The organism is Methylocella sp., assembly GCF_044226135.1.
Classification (GTDB): Bacteria; Pseudomonadota; Alphaproteobacteria; order Rhizobiales; family Beijerinckiaceae; genus Methylocapsa.
Genome location: NZ_JBGAHM010000003.1, coordinates 159,489 through 181,495, shown reverse-complemented (window position 1 = coordinate 181,495; position 22,007 = coordinate 159,489). Strand labels below are relative to the sequence as shown.

The window sequence follows — 22,007 nt, the reverse complement described above, 5'->3', positions numbered from 1 at the left end:
AACATTCGCGCCGCCGCAGGCCGAGGCCCCGGAATCCGAGGCGCGTCGGCCCGACGCGGCCGGGACTCCGGCGCCGCCCGGGGTCGACGGCGGCGCTCCGGCCGGGGCGGCCGCGCCGTCTGTCGCGGGCGCAAGCCCCGCCGCCGCGCGGCCCCGGGCCGAAAGCCCACGCCCCGTGGCCCCGACGCCGCATGTAGCGGAGGCCGCGCCGCGCCGCCTGTGGCTGGCCGGCTTCGTCGTCGGGCTTCTGGTGTTCCTGATCGCCATCGCCGCCTATCAGTTGCGCGACCGTCCCGAAGAGCTGCAGCGGCGCGCCGAGACCGAGACGCCGGCGCCGGAGCCCGCGCCGGCGGGCAAGCTCGCCGACCGCATCGGCGGGGCCCGGCCCGAGACGACGCCGGCGCCCGAGCCCGCCACGCCCGAGCCCGCCGCGCGAGCGCCGCAGCCCGAGGCGCAGCACGCGGCCGCGCCGACGCAGAGCGCGCGCCGCGCGGCCCTGCTCGTCGAGGCGCCGGACGCGCCGAACAAGTTCAAAACGCTGCTCGGCGCCGTGGTCTGGAAGGTCGAGAACGTGAGCTCCGGGCCGGACGCGCCGCTGAGCGACGCGGTGCGCGCCACGATCGAAATCCCCGAGGAGAAGCTCGAAGTCGTCGTCACGCTGCAGAAGAATTTCGACAAAGGCCTGCCGGCGTCCCATACGATGAAGATCGAGTTCCTCGGCGACGGCGGCGCGCTCGGGCCGATCCAGCAGATCAGCGCGCCGCAGATGCGGCGTGAGGACAGCGCCACAGGAGAGGCGCTGGCGGGCGCGCCGGTCAAGATCACCGACAACACCTTCCTCGTCGGCCTCTCGAACGGAGAGGCCGAGGCGGCCAACGTCGAGCTTCTGCGCACACGCGGCTGGATCGACGTGCCGATGCTGCTGGCGAACGGGCGGATCGCCAAGCTCACCTTCGAGAAGGGCGAAGCCGGCGACAAGGCCATCGCCGAGGCGCTGGAGTCCTGGCGCGCGCAGCAATAGGATCGCCGGGTCGCGCAATCGCCCGGGGCGTCCTTCGGGCGGATCATGACCTAAAGCGCAAAGGCCGCGATGGCCGCGCTGAGGCGCGCCGCGAAGTCGCGCAGCTGCTGTTCCGAAGTCGGCGCGGCGAGCGCGTAGCGCCCTCCGGCCTGGCGCCATGTCACCGCCGCGGCGCCGCCCGGCGCGCCGACGCGCGTGAACCCAGACGCGGCGACAGCCGTGCTGGCGACGGCGCGCTCGTCGCGGGCCACGCAGAGCGAGGCGGCGGGCTCGTCGCCGCGCGCGTAAAGCAGGCAGAAGGCGTCTTGCGCCCCGGCGTCCGGGCTCGATGCGGCGCGCGCCCCAAGAATCCGATATTCGGCGAGATAGGGGGCGATCGGCCTCGGGCGTGCGGGCGCGACGGCCGGATTGTCGGGCGCGTCGGGGCCGCCGGCGCGCGGCGGCGCCAGAGCCGCGATCGCCTGCCGCGCCAGACTTTCATCGTCTTGCGACGGCCGGCCGGACAGGGCGGCGACATGCGGCCTCAGATGGTCATAGCCGGCGACGCCGCCAAGCGCCGCGCCGACGCCCGCAACGAAAGCCGCCGCAAGCCCCGGCCAGCGGCGCCGGGGCGGGCCGGCCGGCGGGGCGTCGTCCGGCGGGCGTTGCGCCGCCTCATGGGGCGGGCGCCAGCCCTGCGCGGTCAGTCCGGCCGGGGCGGCGTCGCCCGGATGACCCGGGACGGCCGCGGGCCGGCGCTTGTAGGGCACGAGGACGGAGGCCGGCGGCGGCTCCGCCTCGACGCGTGCGAAGGCGGAGCGCAGGATCTTGCGCTGGAGCCGCCACAGGTCGACGCGCGCCGCGGCCGCCGGGCTCATGGCGATATGGGCCTCGACGGCGCGGCGCCGGGGTTCGTCGCATTCGCCGTCGACATAGGCCATGAGGTCCTCGTCGCCGACGGCGCGCCGGTCCTCGCTCATGACTCTGCGCTCATGGATCGGTGCTCACGGCCCGGCTCGCTCGGCGCGATCCCGCGCCGCGGCTTGCGCGCGTTATTTGACAAGCCGCAGATGCGCCGCGCTTCTTGAGCCGCGGCGCTCTGGCAGGCGGGTCGGCAGGCGCTCCCTGGCGCGCAGCAGGCGCACCACGAGAATCTGCGGAGAGATCTTCAGGATCTGCGCCGCCTCGTCATAGGAGAAGCCTTCGAGGACCACGAGAAGCAGCGCCTCGCGCTCCTCGGGCCTCAGGCTCGCGAGCGCCGTAAGCGCAGGCTCGGCCATGGCCTTGTCGGCGTCATGGGATTGCGCCGTCGACCCCGGGCCAAAGGCGCCCGGCGCGCACGGGGCCCCGGGCGCGGCGAGGCGCGGCTCGGTCCGGCTCGATTCGACGAGAAGGGCGTAAGCCTCGACCTCGCGCCGCCGCTGCGACGACGAGGGGCTGAGCTCATGAAAGCGCCGCAGCGCATGTTCGGCCAGCCGGTCGGCCGCGGGATTGGCGGCCGGGCTCGCGGCGACGAGCGCGCGGGCGCAGCGCCGTAGCCTCGCGTCGATGCGGTCGAAATCCTCGCCCAAGCTCACCTGACGCTCCATCCCGCCCCGCGCCGTCTTCGTGACGACGCCATGAGCCCGTTTCGCCGTCGAAGCGCGACGAACGCCTTCATCGTCTAAGATACGCCTCTGCGAAGCTTGCGCAAAGCCGACGCGCAAAATCTTGCGAAGCGAAACAAATTTTGATCGCCGACAAGCTTGAGCCTGGCTGGGTCGCCGCCCGCGCGCAATCTTGCTTTACGCCGCGATACTCCTTAAACGCGGGCGACGCAGCCGCCGTTCCAACGGCGCGACACTCATCCCCTCACGTCCGGATCGAGAATGACGCAACCGGAAGCAATGACTGACGACATGATCCGGTCTGGACCGCTCTCAGGCAAGCGCGGCCTTGTCCTCGGCCTCGCCAACAACCGCTCGATCGCCTGGGGCATCGCCAAGGCGGCGCGCGAAGCCGGAGCGGAGCTCGCCTTCACCTATCAGGGCGAGTCGCTCGCAAAGCGCGTGCGTCCGCTCGCCGCCGAACTCGGCGGGATCGTCGTCGGCCATTGCGACGTCGTCGACGCCGCGAGCGTCGAGCAGGTCTTCGCCGAGATCGAACGCCTCTGGGGAAAGCTCGACTTCATCGTCCATTGCGTCGCCTTTTCCGACAAGGACCAGCTCACCGGACGCTACGTCGACACCACGGCCGAGAACTTTTCGAACACGCTGCTGGTCTCCTGCTATTCCTTCACGGCGCTCGCCCAGCGCGCCGAGCGCCTGATGACCGAGGGCGGCTCGCTCCTGACGCTCACTTATTACGGCGCCGAGAAATGGATGCCGCACTACAACGTCATGGGCGTGGCGAAGGCCGCGCTCGAGGCGAGCGTGCGCTATCTCGCCGCCGATCTCGGCGAGAAGAACATTCGCGTCAACGCCATCTCGGCCGGACCGATCAAGACGCTCGCCGCCTCGGGCATCGGCGATTTTCGCTACATCCTGAAATGGAACGAATATAACGCGCCGCTGCGCCGCTCCGTGACGATCGAGGAGGTCGGCGAAAGCGCCGTGTTCCTGCTGTCGCCGATGGCGCGCGGGATCACCGGCGAGATCCTGCATGTCGACGCCGGCTATCACATCGTCGGCATGAAGAACCCGGCCGCGCCCGACATCGCCGCCCTCGGCAAGGACTAGCCGGCTGGACCGGCTTCGCGGCCGCCGGAGAGGCCCGGACCCGCGCTTGACAAAGCGGCGCGCCGCGGGCGTCGTTGCGGCCGCGCGGCGGGAGCCGGCAGAGTCCGCCCGCGCATGATGGAGGCGGCACTGCACTCTACCGACGACGCAGCGGCGCTGGTCCATGCGCCCGACGCACTTTCCGTCCTGAGGGGACCGAGGCGCCCCGACCTCGTCCGCGACGAACTTCTGTGCGAGATCTTCGCCGCGACCGCGCGCGCCCGGCCGGACGCCGTCGCCATGGCCACCCGCGCCGGCGCCATGACCTACGCCGAGATCGACGCGCGGGCCGAGGCGCTCGCGCGCGGGCTCGTCCGGCTCGGCCTGCGCGCCGGCGCCGTCGCCGGGCTCTGGATGGCGCGCGGCCATGAGCTGCTGATCGCGCAGATCGCCATCGCCCGGACCGGCGCCGCCTGGCTGCCGTTCGACGCCGACGCCCCGGTCGAGCGCATCGCCGTGTGTCTCGGCGACGCCGAGGCCGCCTGCGTCGTGACGTCCGACGAGCTCGCGCCGCGGCTTGCCGGGGGCGCGACCCGCGTCGTCACGCCGGCGGCCCTCGCCCATGAGGGCGGCGAGGGAGACGGCGGCGCGAAGGTCGACGCGCGCGCGCTCGGCGCGACCCGCGACTCGCCCGCCTATCTGATCTACACCTCGGGCTCGACGGGAACGCCCAAGGGCATCGTCGTCAGCAACGCCAACATCTGCCAGTATCTGCGCGCCGCGCGCGAGGTTTATGGCGTGGGGCCCGACGACGTCGCCTTTCAGGGCGCCTCCGTCGCCTTCGATCTGTCGCTTGAGGAAATCTGGCTGCCCTATCTCGTCGGGGCGCGGCTGTTCGTGGCGACCGCCGAGGTGCTTGGCGAGGCCGAGAAGCTGCCCGACCTGATCGAGGCGAACGGCGTCACCGTGCTCAACACCGTGCCGACGCTGCTCGCCCTGATGCCGCGCGAGCCCGCGAGCCTGCGCGTCATCATCCTCGGCGGCGAAGCCTGCCCGCCCTCCGTGGCGCAGCGCTGGAGCCGGCCCGGCCGGAAGATCTTCAACTCCTACGGCCCGACCGAGACCACCGTGGTCGCGACCATCGGCGAGGTCGAGCCGGGCGTCCCCGTCACCATCGGCGTGCCGGTCGCCAATTACACCTGCTACGTGGTCGACGAGGCGCTGAAGCTGCTGCCGCGCGGCGTCGAGGGCGAGCTTCTGATCGGCGGCCCGGGCGTGGCGAGAGGCTATCTCAGGCGGCCCGAGCTGACGGCCGAGAAATTCGTCGCGAACCCCTTTCCGGGCGCAGACCTCGACCCGCTCCATGGCGACCCGATCCTCTATCGTTCGGGCGACGCGGCGATCGTCGACGACGCGGGCGAGATCGTCTTTCGCGGCCGCATCGACGACCAGGTCAAGGTGCGCGGCTTCCGCGTCGAGCTCGGCGAGATCGAGGCGAAGCTCGGCGATGTCGCCGGCGTGTCCAACGCCGCGGTGGTGCTGCGCACGGACGACGGCGTCGACCAGCTCGTCGCCTTCATCGTGCCGGCGGCCGGCGTGACGCTCAATCCGCGCGACCTGCGCGCCACGCTGCGCGAGACCCTGCCGCCCTATATGACGCCGAGCCGGTTCGAGAGCGTCGAAAGCCTGCCGAAGCTCTCCTCAGGCAAAACCGACCGCAAGGCGCTGAAGGCGCTGACGCTCGCCCCCGTCGTCGTCGACGAGGCGCAAGAGGAGCCGGCGACGCCGACCGAAGCCGCGCTGCTCGCCGCCGCAAAGGAGGTGCTGCCGCCGCAGCCAATTCCGTTCGACGCCGACTTCTTCACCGACCTTGGCGGCCATTCGCTGCTCGCCGCGCGCTTCATTTCCGCGGTGCGGCGCACGCCGGCGCTCTCGCGCATCACCCTGCATGACGTCTACGCCGGGCGAAGCCTGCGCGCGATCGGCGCGGCGCTCGACGAGAAATGGGGGCGCGCGACGGCGCAGGCCGACCTCAGCTTCGCGCCGCCGCCGCTCAGGCGCCGTTTTTTGTGCGGGCTCGGCCAGGCGCTGGCCATGCCGGTCATTCTCGCGCTCACCACGGCGCAATGGCTCGGCGTGTTCGTGAGCTACATGCTGCTGACGGGCGCGGACGCGAGCTTTTTCGAGGAGCTCGTCTCGCTGGTCCTCGTCTACATGTGCGTCAACGTCGCCACCGTGGCGATCGCGATCGGCGCGAAATGGGCGATTCTCGGCCGCACCCGGCCCGGGCGCTATCCGCTCTGGGGGCTCTATTATTACCGCTGGTGGCTGGCGCGGCGCTTCATGGGCCTCGTCCACATCAAATGGTTCTCCGGCTCGCCCTTCATGCGCTTCTACCTGCGCGCGCTCGGGGCGAAAATCGGCGCGGAGGCGATCATCGGCGAGGTCGACGCCGGCGCGATCGACCTCGTCTCGATCGGGGAGGGGGCGAGCGTCGGCTCGATCGCCAATCTCGCCAACGCCCGCGTCGAAGGCGACGAACTCGTCATCGGCCGCATCGACATCGGGCCCGAGGCCTATGTCGGCTCGTCCTGCGTGATCGAGGACGACGTCGTGATCGGGCGCGCCGCCGAGCTTGCCGACCTGACCGCGCTCGCGCCCGGCGCCCGCGTCGGCGATTATGAGATTTGGGACGGCTCGCCCGGCCGCAAGACCGGCATGGTCGACCGCGCCGAGCTCGCCGAGCCGGCCCGCGCCGCGCCGGCGCGGCGCTTCGCCAGGGGCGCGGTCTATCTCGCCATGCTGCTCGCCGTGCCGCCGCTCGGCCTCATGCCGATCTTCCCGGCGTTCTGGGTGTTCGACCGGATCGACGAGATCATCGGCTCGGCGGCGATCGACCGGATGCATTACATGGCCATGATCCCGATCATGGCCTGGCCGACGGCCTTCGTCATGGTCATGGTCACGGTCGGCTTCATCGCTGTCTGCCGCTGGATCATCCTGCCGCGCGTGCGCGAGGGCACCTATTCGATCCATTCCTGGTTCTATCTGCGCAAATGGACCGTGACGCTCGCGACCGAGGTCACGCTCGAGACGCTGTCCTCGCTTTACGCCACCGTCTACATGCGCGGCTGGTACCGGCTGATGGGCGCGAAGATCGGCAAGGACGCCGAAATTTCGACCAATCTTTCGGGCCGCTACGACCTCGTCGAGATCGGCGAGAAGAACTTCATCGCCGATGAAGTGGTGTTCGGCGACGAGGAAGTGCATCGCGGCTGGATGATCCTGCGCCGCGTGAAGACCGGCCCGCGCGTCTTCGTCGGCAACAGCGCCGTGGTGCCGACGGGCGCCGACGTGCCGGCCGACGCGCTGATCGGCATCAAGTCGAAGCCGCCGGCGAACGAGCTGATGGAGGAGGGCGGGACCTGGTTCGGCTCGCCGCCGATCAAGCTGCCGGTGCGCCAGCGCTTCGACGCCGGCGGCGCCAACTGGACCTATGAGGCGCCGCGCTGGAAGAAGATCATGCGCGCCTGCTTCGAGGCGGCGACCGTCTCGCTGCCGACGATGCTGTTCATCACCTTCGGCACCTGGGCCATCGAATGGTTCAGTCCGAGCCTGTTCGAGCAGCGCTATGGCGACTTCGCGATTCAGTTCGTCATCGCCTGCGTCGTCATCTGCTTCGCGCTGTCCTTCGTCGTCATCGCGCTGAAATGGATCACCATGGGGCGCTATGAGCCGCAGGTGAAGCCGATGTGGTCATGGTGGGCGCTGCGCACCGAGGCCGTCGCGGTGATCTACTGGGGCATGGCCGGCAAGGTGCTGCTCGACCATCTGCGCGGCACGCCGTTCCTGCCCTGGATGATGCGGCTGTTCGGCTCGAAATTCGGCGCCGGCGTCTATATGGACATGACCGACATCACCGAATTCGACTGCGTCGAAGTGAAGGATTTCTGCGCGCTCAACGCCCTGTCGGCGCTGCAGACGCATCTTTACGAAGACCGCGTGATGAAGGTCGGGCGCGTTCAGGTCGATCGCGGCGTGACCGTGGGGGCGGGCTCGACCGTCCTTTACGACACGGAGGTCGGCGAATATGCGCGGCTCGGCCCGCTGACCCTGGTCATGAAGGGCGAGCAGCTGCCGCCAAGCTCGCGCTGGGACGGCGCCCCGGCCGAACCGAGGACGCCGGCGCTTCAGGACGCCTGAGCGGCGGCCTCGTCGAGCGCGCGGCGCGCCGCCGCGAACACGGCGTGAAACATCGCGGGCGTCAGCACGCCCGTGTTGGCGTTGTAGCGCGAGCAGTGATAGCTGTCGAAAAGCGCGAGCGGCGCGCCGTCGGGCCGGCGCAGCGCGTGGCGCGCGCCATGGCCGAAGGGGCGGGCGGACAGCTTTTCGCCAAGCGCGCGCAGAAGCTGGTCGTGCGCGATGCGCCCGAGCGCGACGACGGCCTCAAGGCGCGGCATGGTTTCAAGAACGGCGACGAGAAACGGACGGCAGGCGGCGATCTCGGCCGTGGTCGGCTTGTTTTGCGGCGGCACGCAGCGCACGGCGTTGGTCACGGCGCAGTCCTTCAGCGCCAGCCCGTCGTCGGGGCTCGCCCTGTAGAGTCCGGCGGCGAAGCCATGGGCGATCAGCGTCTCATAGAGAAGCTCGCCCGCGTAATCTCCCGTAAAGGGGCGCCCGGTGCGGTTCGCGCCGCGCAAGCCCGGCGCAAGGCCAAGAACGAGCAGGCGCGCGTCAGGCGCGCCGAAGGTCTCGACCGGCGCATTGCTCCAGCTGGGCTCCGTCTCGCGCAGCGACGACCGCAGCTCGACGAGACGCGGGCAGAGCGGGCAGTCGCGGGGAGGCTCCGCCGCGGCCGCGGCGCGGTTCGTCAGGCGGGACAAGAAAAGCGCCGTGGCGGGAGGGACGGGTTGATCCGGGACGGGCCGCGCCGGCCCGCCGGCGAAGCGATGCGGACGTCAGTCGTCCGCAAGCTCCGGATCGTAGTGGGACGGCGCCGTGGCCGCGACGCGCCGGTCGACGCGATGGGGCCGCTCCGGGCGCTCGCCAGCCTCGCGCCCGATTTTCGAGGCGAGATGGACGATGTCGATGAATTCGTCGGCCTGACGGCGCAGCTCGTCGGCGACCATGGCCGGCTGGGTGGCGTTGGTGGAGACCACCGAGACGCGGACGCCCTTGCGCTGGACCGCCTCGACGAGGGAGCGGAAGTCGCCGTCGCCCGAGAACAGGACCATGTGGTCGAGATGCTCGGCCATCTCCATCGCGTCGACTGCGAGCTCGATGTCCATGTTGCCCTTGACCTTGCGGCGGCCGAGCGAATCGACGAACTCTTTGGTCGGCTTGGTGACGACGGAATAGCCGTTGTAATCGAGCCAGTCGACCAGCGGTCTGATCGACGAATACTCCTGATCTTCTACCAGGGCGGTGTAGTAGAAGGCCCGTATGAGTTTGCCGCGGCTCTGGAATTCTTTCAGAAGTCGCTTGTAGTCGACGTCAAAGCCCAGCGACTTGGCTGTCGCGTAAAGATTTGCGCCGTCGATGAAAAGCGCGATGCGCTCCTGGTCCGCCATATGCTTAGCACTCTTCAAGAGTATGTATCCGTCACAATGACTGTTCAATCCGCGCCCATGAGATCCTGACGGCAGAACGAACGCCCCGCTTAGAGCAACAATCACGTTGTGGGAATGCTTCTCACAAAATGTTGCAAAATTGTGAACGCGCCCGCGTCCTTTGCGAAATCTTGAGCTGCGCCTTGATCCAGACCAAGGGATCACGAGAAAAATTCGCGGCCCGCTCCGGCGTGAAGCCTTTACGCCTTTCGCATTGTCTGACGGCGACCTTTCAGTCAGCCGGATGATGCCTCATGATCTTGTTGGAATCTAGACGGCGGTCACTATTTCATTTTCCGGACGGCCTCGCGTCGGCGGCCCAAAGCCCCTCGCGCGCCCGTCGGCGCGCCGCTGCGACGCGCATTTGGCTTGCGTCCGCGGCCGGTTACACGCTAATTCAATTGCAATCCCCGATTTAGGTTCCATCACAGGAGCGAAGCCTGCATGGCCCGCGTCACCGTTGAAGATTGCGTCGACAAGGTCGAAAACCGCTTCGATCTCGTCCTTCTCGCGAGCCATCGCGCCCGCACCATCGCGGCCGGCCAGCCGATCACCATCGACCGCGACAACGACAAGAATCCGGTCGTCGCCCTGCGCGAGATCGCCGACGAGACCCTGACGCCCGACGACCTCAAGGAAGACCTCATCCAGTCGCTGCAGAAGCACGTCGAGGTCGACGAGCCCGAGGCCGAGGTCGTGCCGGCGCTGTCGCCGGCGGCCCAGGACCCCGACGCCATCGGCGACATCCAGTTCGACCGCATGACCGAGGAAGACCTGCTGCGCGGGCTCGAAGGCCTCGTGCCCCCGGCCGAAACCGACGACGAGGCCGACTGAGACGTTCCGAGGATTCTTCTTTTGCGCCGCGGGACGACGCTTGTCGCCCCGCGGCCGTTTTGCGCTATGATCGACGTCGCAAACAGGGCGGCGCGCGCAGGCCCGGCGCGGGAGCGGATCGACACAGTCCATGATGCGGCAATATGAGCTCGTCGACCGGGTGCGGCGCTACAATCCGCAAGCCGACGAAGTCCTGCTCAACCGCGCCTATGTCTACGCCATGAAGGCGCATGGCGCGCAGAAGCGCGCCTCCGGCGATCCGTATTTCTCGCATCCGCTCGAAGTCGCGGCGATCCTCACCGACATGAAGCTCGACGACGCGACCATCGTCGCCGCCGTGCTGCATGACACGATCGAGGACACCGATTCGACGCGCGAGGAGATCGACCGTCTGTTCGGGCCGGACATCGGCCGCCTCGTCGACGGCCTCACCAAGCTCAAGAAGCTCGATCTCGTCTCCAAGAAGGCGGCCCACGCCGAGAATTTCCGCAAGCTGCTGCTTGCGGTGGCCGAGGACGTGCGCGTGCTGCTGGTCAAGCTCGCCGACCGGCTGCACAACATGCGCACGCTGCATTTCGTGCCGCCCGAGAAGCGCGCCCGCATCGCCGAGGAGACGCTCGAGATCTACGCCCCGCTCGCCGGCCGCATGGGCATGCAGGGCATGCGCGACGAACTCGAGGACCTCGCCTTTCGCCATCTCATGCCCGAAGCCTACGCCATGATCGAGGCGCGGCTCGCCGAATTCCGGCGCAAGAACGGCAAGGCCATCGCCACCATCGAGAAGGAGTTCGTCGACGAGCTCGCCAGGCATGGGCTCAATGGCAAGGTCGCCGGGCGCGAAAAACAGCCCTATTCGGTCTGGCGCAAGATGGAGCGCAAATCGATCGCCTTCGAGCAGCTTTCCGACATCTTCGGCTTTCGCGTCGTCGTCGGGACGGTCGAGGACTGCTACCGGGTGCTGGGCGCCGTCCACACGCGCTGGGCCGTGGTTCCCGGGCGTTTCAAGGATTATGTCTCGACGCCGAAGCCGAACGACTATCAGTCGATCCATACGACCGTCGTGGGACCCGGGCGCCAGCGCGTCGAGCTGCAGATCCGCACCGAGGAGATGCAGGACATCGCCCGCAACGGCATCGCCGCGCACGCCCTTTACAAGGACGGCCGCGTCGCCGACCGCCAGGCGCTTTCCTCCGAAAGCCGCGCCTATCAATGGCTGCGCCGCACCATCGAAATGCTGGCCGAAGGCGACACGCCGGAAGAGTTCCTGGAGCACACCAAGCTCGAGCTGTTCCATGACCAGGTGTTCTGCTTCACGCCCAAGGGGCGGCTGATCGCCCTGCCGCGCGGCGCCAACGCCATCGATTTCGCCTACGCCATCCACACCGAGCTCGGCGACAGCGCGGTCGGCGCCAAGATCAACGGCCGTCACGCGCCGCTCGTCTCCGAGCTGCAGAACGGCGACGAGGTCGAAATCGCCCGCGCCGAGGGCCAGACGCCGCCCGCCGTTTGGGAGTCGCTCGTCGTGACTGGAAAGGCGCGCTCGGCGATCCGCCGCGCGACGCGTGAGGCCGTGCGCGCGCAATACGCCGGGCTCGGCCGCCAGATCGTGGCCCGCGCTTTCGAGCGCGCCGGCAAGCCCTACGCCGAAGACAAGGTCAAGGCCGTGCTGGCGCGCCTCGCGCGGTCGAGCGTCGAGGACGTGCTGGCGGCGGTGGGGCGCGGCGAGATGTTTTCGGGCGACGTGGTCAAGGCCGTCTACCCGGACTTCAAGGAGGAGCGCAAGGCCGCCGCCGCCGCGCGCCCGCATGGCGAGGCCGGCTGGTTCGGCATGAAGAAGGCGGCGGGGCTCGTGTTCCGCATTCCGGGCGAGGGCGGCGAGGCGCAGGACCAGCGCTCGATCCCGATCCGCGGCCTTCAGGGCGACCTGCCGGTGCGCTTCGCGCCCAACGGCGGCGCCGTGCCGGGCGACCGCATCGTCGGCATCCTCACGCCGGGAGAGGGCATCACCATCTATCCGATCCAGTCGCCGGCGCTGACCGCCTTCGACGAGGAGCCGGAGCGCTGGCTCGACGTGCGCTGGGACGTCGAGGACGCCGCGCATGAATATTTTCCGGCGCGCATCGTCATCACCGCGCTCAACGAGCCGGGCGCGCTCGGCTCGATCTCGACCGTCATCGGCGACCTTGACGCCAACATCGACAACATCGTGTTCCGGCCGCTCTCGGCCGACTTCCGCGAAATGACCATCGACCTTGAGGTCAACGACCTCAAGCATCTCAACGCCGTCCTTTCCGGCCTGCGGGCCCGCCCCGTGGTCAACAAGGTCGAGCGCGTGAACGGCTGACTCTCGCCAACGGCTGAACCTCAAGAAAGGCTCGTCATGATCTTTCCGGCCGTCGCCGCGGGCTACGCGGCGCTCCTCGCGCTGGTCTTCGCCGCCCTCTCGGCCTGGGTCATGGCGGGGCGCTTCCGGTTCGGGGCCCTGCATGGCGACGGCGGCAGCGCGCCGCTCGGCGTCCGCATCAGGGCGCACGCCAATTTCATCGAATATGTTCCGCTGATCCTGATCCTCGCGCTGCTTTACGAAGCCTCGGGCGGGGCGCCGGGACTCGTCCATGTTCTGCTCGCGCCGCTTCTCGTCGCCCGGATCGCCCATCCCTTCGGCATGACCGCGCCCGCGAACTCGCTCCGGCAATATGGTTGCCGCGGCCTGAGCGCGGTCGCCACCCTGCTCATCCTCGTCGTCGCGGCGGTCCTGCTCGCCCTGAGGGTCATGTGAGGGCGCCGCCGGCGCGAAAATCATGCTAGAGCGCGGTGAACGCTCTCCGAACCGCGAACGCGCCCCTGTTTCGGCGTGAACGCGTCTTCCTCGCGCCAGAGCTCGCGGCCGACGCGCGAAAAGCGCGTCAGGCGGCGGGCGCCGTCACGACAGGCAAGAAGTCCCTCCCATGCGCCATCTTCCCCGCCTCGGCGTCAATGTCGACCATGTCGCCACGCTGCGTAACGCGCGCGGCTCCTCCTATCCCGATCCGCTGCGCGCCGCGCTCGTCGCCGTCGCCGCCGGCGCCGACGGCGTCACCGCGCATCTGCGCGAAGACCGCCGCCACATCCGCGACGAGGACATGGCGCGGCTCAAGCGCGAGCTTTCCGTTCCGCTCAATTTCGAGATGGCGGCGACCAACGAGATGGTCGCGATCGCGATCGACACGCGCCCCCACGCCTGCTGTCTCGTGCCCGAGCGGCGCAGCGAGCGCACCACGGAGGGCGGCCTCAACGTCCATGACGGGCATGACCATCTGAAGCTCGTGGCGGCCGAGCTGCGCCGCGCCGGGGTGCGCGTCTCCCTGTTCATCGAGCCGGGCCGGACGGCGGTCGAGGCCGCCGACTCCATCGGCGCGCCGGTGGTCGAGCTGCACACCGGCTCCTGGTGCGACGCGCGCGCCCATGGCGAGACCGAACGCGCGCGTCATGAATTCGAGCGGCTGAGGGACGCGGCGAGGCTCGCCGAAGAGCTCGGGCTCGAATGCCACGCCGGCCACGGCCTCGATTTCGAGACCGCCGAGACGATCTCGGCGCTGCCCCAGATCATGGAGTTGAACATCGGCCATTTTCTCGTGAGCGAGGCGATCTTCGTCGGCCTGCCGGCGGCGATCGCGAAAATGCGCGCGGCGATGCAGGCCGGACGGGCGCGGGCATGATCCTCGGCTTCGGCGTCGACATGTGCGACATCCGCCGCATCGAGGATTCGCTCGCGCGTTTCGGCCGGCGCTTCAGCGAGCGCTGCTTCACCGAGACCGAGCGCCGCAAGTCCGACGCGCGGGCGGGGCGGGCCGCCTCCTACGCCAAGCGCTTCGCCGCCAAGGAGGCCTGCGCCAAGGCGCTTGGCACCGGCATGCGGGCCGGCGTCGCCTGGCGCGACATGGGCGTCGTCAACCTGCCGTCGGGCCGCCCGACGCTGGCCCTGACCGGCGGCGCGCTGCTGCGGCTCGAAGCGATGACGCCGCGGGGCATGAAGGCGTTCGCGCATCTCTCGCTCACCGACGAATTTCCCTGGGCTCAGGCGCAGGTGATCATCGAGGCCGTCGAGGACGCCGATTTCGTCCTGCGCGCGCCGGACGTTTTCGAAGTCTGACGCCCGCCCGCCGGCGCCCTTCACGCGGCGGTGCGCCATGCGCCCTGTACCGGCCGCGCGGCGCATGGTAATGAGCCCGCTCCGTCCCGGAGGCCCGGCGGCGGAGCGACGATGCGCGCCGCGGCGATGGCCCGGCGCTGGAGCGAGCGGAGTTGATGTCGGAGCCGGCGCGTTTGAAGGACAGAGAAGCCAAGATCGAAGCGACTCCGGCGGCCGGAACGAAGCCGCGCGAAGGCGGCGCCGGCGAGACGATCAAGGTCGTGCTGCAGGCGCTGCTCATCGCGCTCGTCGTGCGCACCTTTCTGTTCCAGCCTTTCAACATCCCTTCGGGCTCGATGATCCCGACGCTGCTGATCGGCGATTATCTCTTCGTCTCGAAATACGCCTACGGCTATTCGCGGCACTCGTTCCCGCTCAGCCCCGACCTGTTCCATGGCCGCATCTTCGCCACGCCGCCCAAGCGCGGCGACGTGGTCGTGTTCAAGCTGCCGCGCGACGGCACGACCGACTACATCAAGCGCGTGATCGGCCTGCCCGGCGACAGGATTCAAATGAAGGACGGCCGGCTCTACATCAATGACGCGATCGTGCCGCGCGAGCCGATCGCCAAGGCGACGACCGAGGATTTCTACGGCCGCGAGACCGAAGTTCCGACCTATCGCGAAACCCTGCCGGGCGGCGTGTCGCACACCATCATCGAAATCCAGGGCGACACGGGCTTCAACGACAACACCGAGGCGTTCGTCGTGCCGCCCGACCATTATTTCATGATGGGCGACAATCGCGACAACTCCACCGACAGCCGCGTCGCGCCCGAACAGGGCGGGGTCGGCTATGTGCCCTTCGACAATCTCGTCGGCCGGGCCGAGGTCATCTTCTTCTCCGTCGGCAAGGGCGCGCCGGCCTGGGCGTTCTGGGAATGGCCCTGGACGGTGCGCTGGAGCCGCATCCTGAAATTCGTGAACTGAGCTCCATGACCTTCGTCAATCGCCCATGCGCTTCGTGAGCCGCCGATGACTTTCCGGGACCGGCCATGACCCGGACGGAGCGCCCGGACGGGCTCGCCGCGCTCGAGGACAGGATCGGGCATCGCTTCGCGGACCGCCGCCTGATCGAGGACGCGCTGACCCATGTCAGCGCCGCGCAGGGAAAAAAGGGCAGTTACCAGCGGCTCGAGTTTCTGGGCGACCGGGTTCTTGGCGTGGTGGTGTCGGACATGCTGTTCGCCGCGTTCCCCGACGCCGACGAAGGCGAGCTGTCGCGCCGCCTCGCCGATCTCGTTCGCAAGGAGAGCTGCGCCGAGGCCGCGCAGGACTGGGGCGCCGAACGCTTCGTGCGCCTCGGCGACAGCGAAAGGCAGAACGCCTCGCTGAACCGCGCCATCCTCGGCGACGTCTGCGAATCGATCATCGGCGCCGTGTTTCTCGACGGCGGCTTCGCGGCCGCGCAAAAGGTGGTGGCTGGAGCGTTCGAACCGCGCATGCGCTCGCCGCGCCGGCCGCTGCGCGATCCCAAGACCACCTTGCAGGAATGGGCGCAGGCGCGCGGCCTGCCGCCGCCGGCCTATCGCGAAACCGGCCGCGTCGGCCCGGACCATGCGCCGGAGTTCACCATCAGCGTCGAGGTCGACGGGTTTCGCGCCGCCGAGGCGAAGGGGCTCGCCAAGCGCCTCGCCGAGCAGGCGGCCGCCGCCGCCTTCCTCGCGCGCGAAAACATCGTCGTCCCGGGCTTTGGAAAGGGCGACGCATGAGCGAGCGCGACACGCAGGACGAAACCCCGAGGCGCTGCGGATTTGTCGCGCTGATCGGCGCGCCCAACGCCGGCAAGTCGACGCTGATCAACGAGCTCGTCGGCGTCAAGGTGTCGATCGTCTCGCGCAAGGCGCAGACGACGCGGGCGCAGGTGCGCGGCGTGGTTCTCGAAGGCGCGAGCCAGATCATCTTCGTCGACACGCCGGGAATCTTTTCGCCAAAGCGCAGGCTCGACCGCGCCATGGTCGCCTCGGCCTGGGGCGGGGCGGGCGACGCCGACGCGGTCGCGCTGCTCGTCGACGCGCGCAAGGGCCTCAATGAAGAGGCTGAGGCGGTGCTCGCCCGGCTCGCCGAGCTGCGCGGCCCGAAAATTCTCGTCCTGAACAAGATCGACACGGTCGAGCATCCAAGGCTGCTCGAACTCGCCGCCGCTTTCGACGCGCGTTTCCGCTTCGATCATGTGTTCATGATCTCGGCGCTGCGCGGCCATGGCGTCGAAACCATGAAGAAGACGCTCGCCGCGCTCATGCCGGCGGGGCCCTGGCTCTATCCCGAGGACCAGATCTCCGACGCGCCGCTGCGTTCGCTCGCCGCCGAGATCACGCGCGAAAAGATTTTCGAGCGCCTGCACGACGAACTGCCCTACCAGTCGACGGTCGAGACCGAGAGCTGGAAGGACCTGCCTGACGGTTCCGTCCGCATCGAGCAGACCATCTTCGTCACGCGTGACGGCCACAAGAAGATCGTGCTCGGCGAGGGCGGACGCACGATCAAGGCGATCGGCGCCGCCGCGCGCAAGGAGATCATGGAGGCGATCGAACAGAAGGCGCATCTCTTTTTGTTCGTGAAGGTGCGCGAGAACTGGGCCGACGATCCCGAGCGCTACCGCGAAATGGGGCTCGATTTTCCAAAGTGAGCGCGGCGGGCGCGCGCCGTCGCGCTCTTTCGCTTGAGCCGCCAGCCGGCCCGCACTATGAAACGGCGGCGCGAAGCCCCGATCCGAAAGCCCCGGCCGCCCATGACCATCGCCAGCATGACCGGTTTCGCCCGGACCGCGGGAAACGCCGGCCCCTATGGCTGGTCGTGGGAGATCAAGAGCGTCAACGCCAAGGGGCTCGACCTGCGGCTGCGCCTGCCGCCGGGCTTTGACGCCATGGAGCCCGAAGCGCGCAGGCTGCTGTCCGCACGGCTCGCGCGCGGCGCCGTCTACGCCACCTGCCAGGCGCGCCGCGAGACCGCCGCGCCCGAACTGCGCGTCAATCTGGAGCTTTTGAACACGCTGCTCGCCGCGCTCGAGGGCGTGAGCCTGCCGGCGGGCGTCGCCCCGGCGCGGCTCGACGGCCTGCTCGCGCTGCGCGGCGTGGTCGAGACCGTCGACGCCGCCGAAACCGAGACGGAGCTTGAGGCCGCCCGCGCCGCGGCGCTCAAGGGGCTTGGCGCTGCGCTCGACGCGCTCGTCGCCATGCGCGAGGCCGAGGGTCAGGCGATCGGCGCGGCGCTGGAGCTGCGCCTCGCCCGCGTCGCGGAGCTGACGGCCCGCGCCGACGCCTGCCCGGGCCGCCGGCCCGAGGCGGTCATGGCGCGGCTCGATCAGGCGATCGCGGCGCTCGGCGAGGGCAGGGGCCTCGACTCCGCCCGGCTGCATCAGGAGGCGATGCTGCTCGCCGGCAAGGCCGACGTGCGTGAGGAGCTCGACCGGCTCGCGGCGCATCGCGCCGCGGCCGCGGCGCTGCTCGCCGCCGGCGGGCCGGCGGGCCGGCGGCTCGATTTTCTGGCGCAGGAGCTCGCGCGCGAGGCGAACACGCTGTGCGCCAAAGTCCAACGACGTCGAGCTGACGGCGATCGGCATGGAGCTGCGCATCGAGATCGAACAGTTCCGGGAACAGGTCCAGAATGTCGAATAGCCTCGCCGCGAACGGCGCCGCCGAGATCGAAAGGGGAGACGTCATGAGCGACGCCGCCGCGGCCGCGGGCCGCGGGCGTCCGAGCCGGCGCGGCTTCATGCTGATCCTGTCGTCTCCTCGAGCGCGGGCAAGACGACGCTGACCCGCATGCTGCTGCAGACCAAGGCGCTCGACCTGACCCTGTCGATCTCGGTCACGACGCGGCCGCGGCGTTCGAGCGAGGTCGACGGCATCCACTACAGTTTCGTCACGCGCCGCCAGTTCGAGGCGATGCGCGATTCGGGCGATCTGCTCGAATGGGCCGAAGTCCACGGCAATTGCTGCGGCACGCCGCGCGAGCCGGTCGAAAAAAGTGTTGGCCGACGGCCGCGACGTCCTGTTCGACATCGACTATCAGGGCGCGCAGCAGGTGCGCCAGAAGGCCGGCGCGGACGTCGTGACCATCTTCATCCTGCCGCCGTCGATGCGCGAGCTGCGCGCGCGCGCGCGAACGCCGCGCCGAGGACCCGCCGGACGTGATCGCGCGCCGGCTCGAGAACGCCCGCAACGAAATCAGCCGCTGGACGCAATATGATTATGTGCTCGTCAACCGCGACCTGAACGAGACCTTCAACGAGCTGCGCGCCATTGTTTCGTCCGAGCGGGAGCCGGGCGGCGCGGTCGCGGAGGCGATCGGCGCGATCGTCGAGGAGCTGCTCAGCCAGCCCTGACGCGCCACGAAGATGAGTAGTATAGGTTGTGCGGCCAAACGCCGCGTCGCAGCAAACCCCAAATCGTCCGTTGAAGGCGCGTCCGACGGCGGCCATCGCTTTAAAGTCTACCTTTCGCGCGCCGCAGGTCGATCTTCGCCGACGCCTGAACATATTTTTGCCAACCGTCGATTCTTGCGTCGTCATAGGACGATGGGCGTTGAACTTCGCGCGTTTTTCCAGCACAAGTAGCGCGCAAGACTGGAGACGCCGCCGTTTTACGGCATTGCTCCACGCCGGCCGCCGCCGCCGGCCGTCAGACTTTCATCCTCCGCCCGTCCGGGCGCGTCTTTCTCGAGGACCAGCGGCTCATGATTTTCGTGACTGGGGGAACCGGCTTCATCGGCTCGAACATCGTCGCCGCGCTCAACGACCGCGGCCGCTCGGACATCGTCATCCTCGATTCCTCGGCTGCGACTCCAAATGGCGCAACATCGCCAAGCGCCGCTTCCACGACATCATCACGCCCGACCGGATCGACGCCTTCAAGGACGCGCCGCGCGCCGACGCGGTCTTCCACATGGGCGCGATCTCCTCGACCACGGCGTCTGACGGCGACGAGATTCTGCGCACCAACATCCAGCTGTCCGCGAGCCTGTGGAACTGGTGCGCGGCGCGCCGCCGCGCCCTTCATCTACGCGTCCTCCGCCGCGACCTACGGCGACGGCTCGGCCGGCTTCTCGACGACAGCTCGCAGAAGGCGCTGGCGCGGCTGCGTCCGCTCAACCTCTACGGCTGGTCGAAGCACGCCTTCGATCGCTGGGCGCTCGACCGCGCCGCCGCAGGCGTCGCCCCGCCGCAATGGGCGGGCATGAAATTCTTCAACGTCTACGGCCCGAACGAAGCGCACAAGGGCGACATGCAAGTTCGTCGCCAAGAACACGGCGGCGGTGGCGGCCGGCGAAACCATCTCGCTCTTCAAGTCGCACCGCGACGACTATCAGACGGCCAGCAGCTGCGCGATTTCGTCTATGTCGCCGATTGCGTGGCGGTGATGATGTGGCTGTTCGACCACCCGAACGTGTCCGGCCTGTTCAACCTCGGCACGGGCAAGGCCCGTTCCTTCCTCGATCTGACGCTGGCCATCGGCGGGGCCCTCGGCAAGAACGTCGACGTGCGCTATGTCGACATGCCGATCGCCATCCGCGACCGCTACCAATATTTCACCCAAGCCGACATGGAGAAGCTGCGCGACGCCGGATGCGACGTGAAGTTTCACACGCTTGAAGAAGGCGTCGCCGATTATGTGCTGAACTATCTGACGCAGCCTGATCCCTATCGGTGAGCCGGGAAGTCGGCGTTCGCATGGCGTGGGGCTTTGCGGCTCCCGCGCTGGAACGCCAGTTGCTAGACGGCCGCGGCGAAGCGCGCGGGGCCGTTCAGGGCGAGGCCCGGAGCGCAGGGCCGTCAGGGCGGGGCGCGTCGGGCGAAGGCCGCAAATGGACAGCAGGGGCTAGCGCATCATGGCCGAGCAGGTCGAAGCCTTGAACGATATGGCCGCGTCAGGGCGACTCGCCGACGGCCGCGCCGACCCCGCCGAACGGCCGGGCGGAAAAGACGCGGCGCTCGCTCCGGCGAAGCCGCGCCGGATCCTGATCTTCCGGCTGGGCAGCCTCGGCGACACGGTGGTCGCTCTGCCCTGCTTCCACAAGCTTGCAGAAAAGCTTTCCCGACGCCGAGAAGGTCGTCCTGACCAATGTTCCGGTGTCGTCGAAGGCCGCGTCGATCGAGCTCATCCTGGGCGGGTCCGGCCTGATCGACATCATCGCCTATCCGATCCGGCTGCGCTCCTTCAGCGAGATCTGGCGGCTGTCAAAGCAGTTGCGCGCGCTCAAGGCCGACGCCATCATCTATCTGACGCCGCGCGCGAACCGCTGGCAGGTGCTGCGCGACATGGCGTTCTTCTGGTTCAGCGGCCTGAAGCGGATCATCGGCGCGCCGCTCGCGCGACGTCCAGACCGTGACCTATGACGCCTCGGGCCTGCGCGAAATGGAATGCGTGCGTCTCGCGCGGTCGCTGCGCGCGCTCGGCCCGATCGACCTCGACGACCGCCGCAACTGGGACCTGCGCCTCTCGCCGGACGAGATCGAAGCCGGAGAAAAAGCGCTCGAACCCTTCGCCGGCGCGCCCTTCGTCGCGATCAACATGGGCGGCAAGGTGGTCGAAAAACACTGGGGCGACGACAACTGGCGCAAGCTCCTCGCCGATCTCGCGCCGACGCATGGCGGCTACGGCCTGCTGTTCCTCGGCGCAGGCGACGAGTCGGAAGGCCGACGCCGTGGCCGCGGGCTGGCCGGGCGTCGTGGTCAACGCCTGCGGCGCGCTCGCGCCGCGCGAAAGCGCGGCCGCCCTGCGCCGCGCGCGCCTGTTCGTCGGCCATGATTCGGGGCCCATGCATCTTGCCGCCGCCGGCGGCGTGATCTGCGTTTCGCCGTTCGGCAGCCTCAACCGGCCGCGCAAATGGCACCCCTGGGGCGAGGGCCACAGAATCATTCATCGCGTCGAGGGCGTCGACAGGATCAAGGTCGAGGACATGGCCCGCGAAATCCGCGCCGCGCTGCCCCGCCCGCCGTCCGGACGCGGCTTGACGCCCATGACGCCGCCCGCCAGATCATCCGCCGCGGAGGTTTGATGTCCCAGCCAGCCATTTTCCTCGACCGCGACGGGACTGTCATCGTCGACCGGCACTATCCTTCGAACCCGGACGACGTCGAGCTTCTGCCCGGCGCGGTCGACGGGCTCAAGGCGATGGAGCGTCTCGGCTTTCCCTTCGTCGTCGTGTCGAACCAGTCGGGCATCGGGCGCGGCTATATTTCCTTCGCGCAGGCCGACGCCGTCGAAGGCGAGGGTCAAGGAGCTGCTCGAGGCCGAAGGCGTCTCGATCGCCGGCTGGTACCGCTGCCCGCATGGCCCCGACGACGACTGCGCCTGCCGCAAGCCGCTTCCCGGCATGGTCGACGACGCGGCGCGCGATCTCGACATCGACCCGTCCCGGTCTTTCGTGATCGGGGACAAACTTTCGGACGTCGAGCTCGCGGCCGCCGTCGGCGCGACCGGCCTGCTCGTCACGACCGGCCATGGGGCGGCCGAGGCCGGAAAGGCGAGGGCGAAAGGCTGCGATGTATGCCGCGATCTGCTCGAGGCGAGGCGGGGAGTCCTCCGCCTCGCCGGCGCGTCGGCCTTGCTGCGCGGGTGACGGCCGGGGGCCCGCCGCGAAAGGCGGGGCCCGGGGACGGTTTTCCTGGCTCGAGGCGAGGACGATGAAGATACTTTACATTGGCCCAGAGACCGGCACGGCCATCCAGCGGATCAACGCCTTCCGCCGCCTCGG

Annotated in this window: 19 protein-coding genes and 4 pseudogenes; 19 read left to right on the top strand and 4 right to left on the bottom strand. The window is 69.1% G+C overall.

Annotated elements, in window-relative coordinates; genetic code table 11:
* On the top strand, positions 1-1,021 hold a 1,021-nt coding region (locus ACILRB_RS03025; RefSeq protein ID WP_395664812.1), incomplete at its 5' end, for a hypothetical protein.
* Between the two features lie 50 nt (positions 1,022-1,071).
* On the opposite strand, the gene ACILRB_RS03020 is transcribed toward ACILRB_RS03025, so the two are convergent.
* Positions 1,072-1,980, bottom strand: a complete 909-nt coding sequence (locus tag ACILRB_RS03020) for an anti-sigma factor family protein (RefSeq protein WP_395664811.1) — start codon at positions 1,978-1,980, stop codon at positions 1,072-1,074.
* Positions 1,981-2,052: 72 nt separating this feature from the next.
* Complete coding sequence (locus ACILRB_RS03015; RefSeq protein ID WP_395664810.1) at positions 2,053-2,577, bottom strand: RNA polymerase sigma factor; 525 nt, start codon at positions 2,575-2,577, stop codon at positions 2,053-2,055.
* Between the two features lie 291 nt (positions 2,578-2,868).
* On the opposite strand from ACILRB_RS03015, the gene fabI reads away from it, so the two are divergent.
* Together fabI and ACILRB_RS03005 are read left to right on the top strand one after the other, a co-directional pair.
* Positions 2,869-3,717: an enoyl-ACP reductase FabI gene (gene fabI, locus ACILRB_RS03010; protein WP_395664809.1), complete on the top strand. Its 849-nt coding sequence runs from the start codon at positions 2,869-2,871 to the stop codon at positions 3,715-3,717.
* Between the two features lie 114 nt (positions 3,718-3,831).
* Positions 3,832-7,899 carry a Pls/PosA family non-ribosomal peptide synthetase gene (locus ACILRB_RS03005; protein WP_395664808.1) on the top strand — a complete coding sequence of 1,356 codons (4,068 nt, stop codon included), beginning with the start codon at positions 3,832-3,834 and terminating at the stop codon, positions 7,897-7,899.
* On the opposite strand, the gene ACILRB_RS03000 is transcribed toward ACILRB_RS03005, so the two are convergent.
* Together ACILRB_RS03000 and ACILRB_RS02995 are read right to left on the bottom strand one after the other, a co-directional pair.
* Positions 7,887-8,579, bottom strand: coding sequence for a uracil-DNA glycosylase (locus ACILRB_RS03000; protein ID WP_395664807.1), 693 nt, complete (start codon positions 8,577-8,579; stop codon positions 7,887-7,889). The genes ACILRB_RS03005 and ACILRB_RS03000 overlap by 13 nt on opposite strands.
* 75 nt (positions 8,580-8,654) lie before the next feature.
* The gene (locus tag ACILRB_RS02995) at positions 8,655-9,266 is read right to left on the bottom strand and encodes an NYN domain-containing protein (protein WP_395664806.1); all 612 of its coding nucleotides are present in this window, start codon (positions 9,264-9,266) and stop codon (positions 8,655-8,657) included.
* A 483-nt stretch (positions 9,267-9,749) separates the two neighbouring features.
* On the opposite strand from ACILRB_RS02995, the gene rpoZ reads away from it, so the two are divergent.
* The 16 genes and pseudogenes from rpoZ to ACILRB_RS02915 all read left to right on the top strand — a co-directional run bounded on the left by rpoZ (position 9,750) and on the right by ACILRB_RS02915 (position 21,872).
* A complete protein-coding gene (gene rpoZ, locus ACILRB_RS02990) occupies positions 9,750-10,139 on the top strand; it encodes a DNA-directed RNA polymerase subunit omega (RefSeq protein ID WP_395664805.1) in 390 nt (129 codons plus the stop codon).
* Positions 10,140-10,269: 130 nt separating this feature from the next.
* Entirely contained in the window at positions 10,270-12,483 is a 2,214-nt protein-coding gene (locus ACILRB_RS02985; protein WP_395664804.1) for a RelA/SpoT family protein, read from the top strand.
* 36 nt (positions 12,484-12,519) lie between these two features.
* Positions 12,520-12,918, top strand: a complete 399-nt coding sequence (locus ACILRB_RS02980; RefSeq protein ID WP_395664803.1) for an MAPEG family protein — start codon at positions 12,520-12,522, stop codon at positions 12,916-12,918.
* 169 nt (positions 12,919-13,087) lie between these two features.
* Positions 13,088-13,837, top strand: coding sequence for a pyridoxine 5'-phosphate synthase (locus tag ACILRB_RS02975; RefSeq protein WP_395664802.1), 750 nt, complete (start codon positions 13,088-13,090; stop codon positions 13,835-13,837).
* Positions 13,834-14,271 carry a holo-ACP synthase gene (acpS, locus tag ACILRB_RS02970; RefSeq protein ID WP_395664801.1) on the top strand — a complete coding sequence of 146 codons (438 nt, stop codon included), beginning with the start codon at positions 13,834-13,836 and terminating at the stop codon, positions 14,269-14,271. Before ACILRB_RS02975 ends, acpS begins: the two co-directional genes overlap by 4 nt.
* A 155-nt stretch (positions 14,272-14,426) precedes the next feature.
* Complete coding sequence (gene lepB / locus ACILRB_RS02965; RefSeq protein ID WP_395664800.1) at positions 14,427-15,239, top strand: signal peptidase I; 813 nt, start codon at positions 14,427-14,429, stop codon at positions 15,237-15,239.
* 65 nt (positions 15,240-15,304) lie between these two features.
* Positions 15,305-16,021, top strand: a complete 717-nt coding sequence (gene rnc, locus ACILRB_RS02960) for a ribonuclease III (protein WP_395664799.1) — start codon at positions 15,305-15,307, stop codon at positions 16,019-16,021.
* Positions 16,018-16,938 (top strand): GTPase Era, encoded by a 921-nt coding sequence (era, locus tag ACILRB_RS02955; protein WP_395664798.1) that lies wholly within the window; start codon positions 16,018-16,020, stop codon positions 16,936-16,938. Before rnc ends, era begins: the two co-directional genes overlap by 4 nt.
* Before the next feature lie 102 nt (positions 16,939-17,040).
* Positions 17,041-17,926, top strand: a pseudogene (locus tag ACILRB_RS02950) (YicC/YloC family endoribonuclease).
* Positions 17,927-17,969: 43 nt separating this feature from the next.
* Positions 17,970-18,636: pseudogene (gene gmk, locus ACILRB_RS02945) on the top strand (guanylate kinase).
* 350 nt (positions 18,637-18,986) lie between these two features.
* Positions 18,987-19,660, top strand: a pseudogene (locus tag ACILRB_RS02940) (NAD-dependent epimerase/dehydratase family protein); the annotation flags it as partial.
* A 668-nt stretch (positions 19,661-20,328) separates the two neighbouring features.
* Positions 20,329-20,646 (top strand): hypothetical protein, encoded by a 318-nt coding sequence (locus ACILRB_RS02935; protein WP_395664797.1) that lies wholly within the window; start codon positions 20,329-20,331, stop codon positions 20,644-20,646.
* Positions 20,636-21,058, top strand: coding sequence for a glycosyltransferase family 9 protein (locus ACILRB_RS02930; RefSeq protein WP_395664796.1), 423 nt, complete (start codon positions 20,636-20,638; stop codon positions 21,056-21,058). The genes ACILRB_RS02935 and ACILRB_RS02930 overlap by 11 nt, the downstream gene beginning before the upstream one ends.
* A complete protein-coding gene (locus tag ACILRB_RS02925; protein ID WP_395664795.1) occupies positions 20,955-21,308 on the top strand; it encodes a glycosyltransferase family 9 protein in 354 nt (117 codons plus the stop codon). Before ACILRB_RS02930 ends, ACILRB_RS02925 begins: the two co-directional genes overlap by 104 nt.
* Positions 21,308-21,448: pseudogene (locus ACILRB_RS02920) on the top strand (HAD family hydrolase); the annotation flags it as partial. The gene ACILRB_RS02925 and the pseudogene ACILRB_RS02920, both read left to right, overlap by 1 nt.
* Before the next feature lie 37 nt (positions 21,449-21,485).
* Positions 21,486-21,872, top strand: coding sequence for an HAD-IIIA family hydrolase (locus tag ACILRB_RS02915; protein WP_395664820.1), 387 nt, complete (start codon positions 21,486-21,488; stop codon positions 21,870-21,872).
* Positions 21,873-22,007 lie beyond the last annotated feature (135 nt).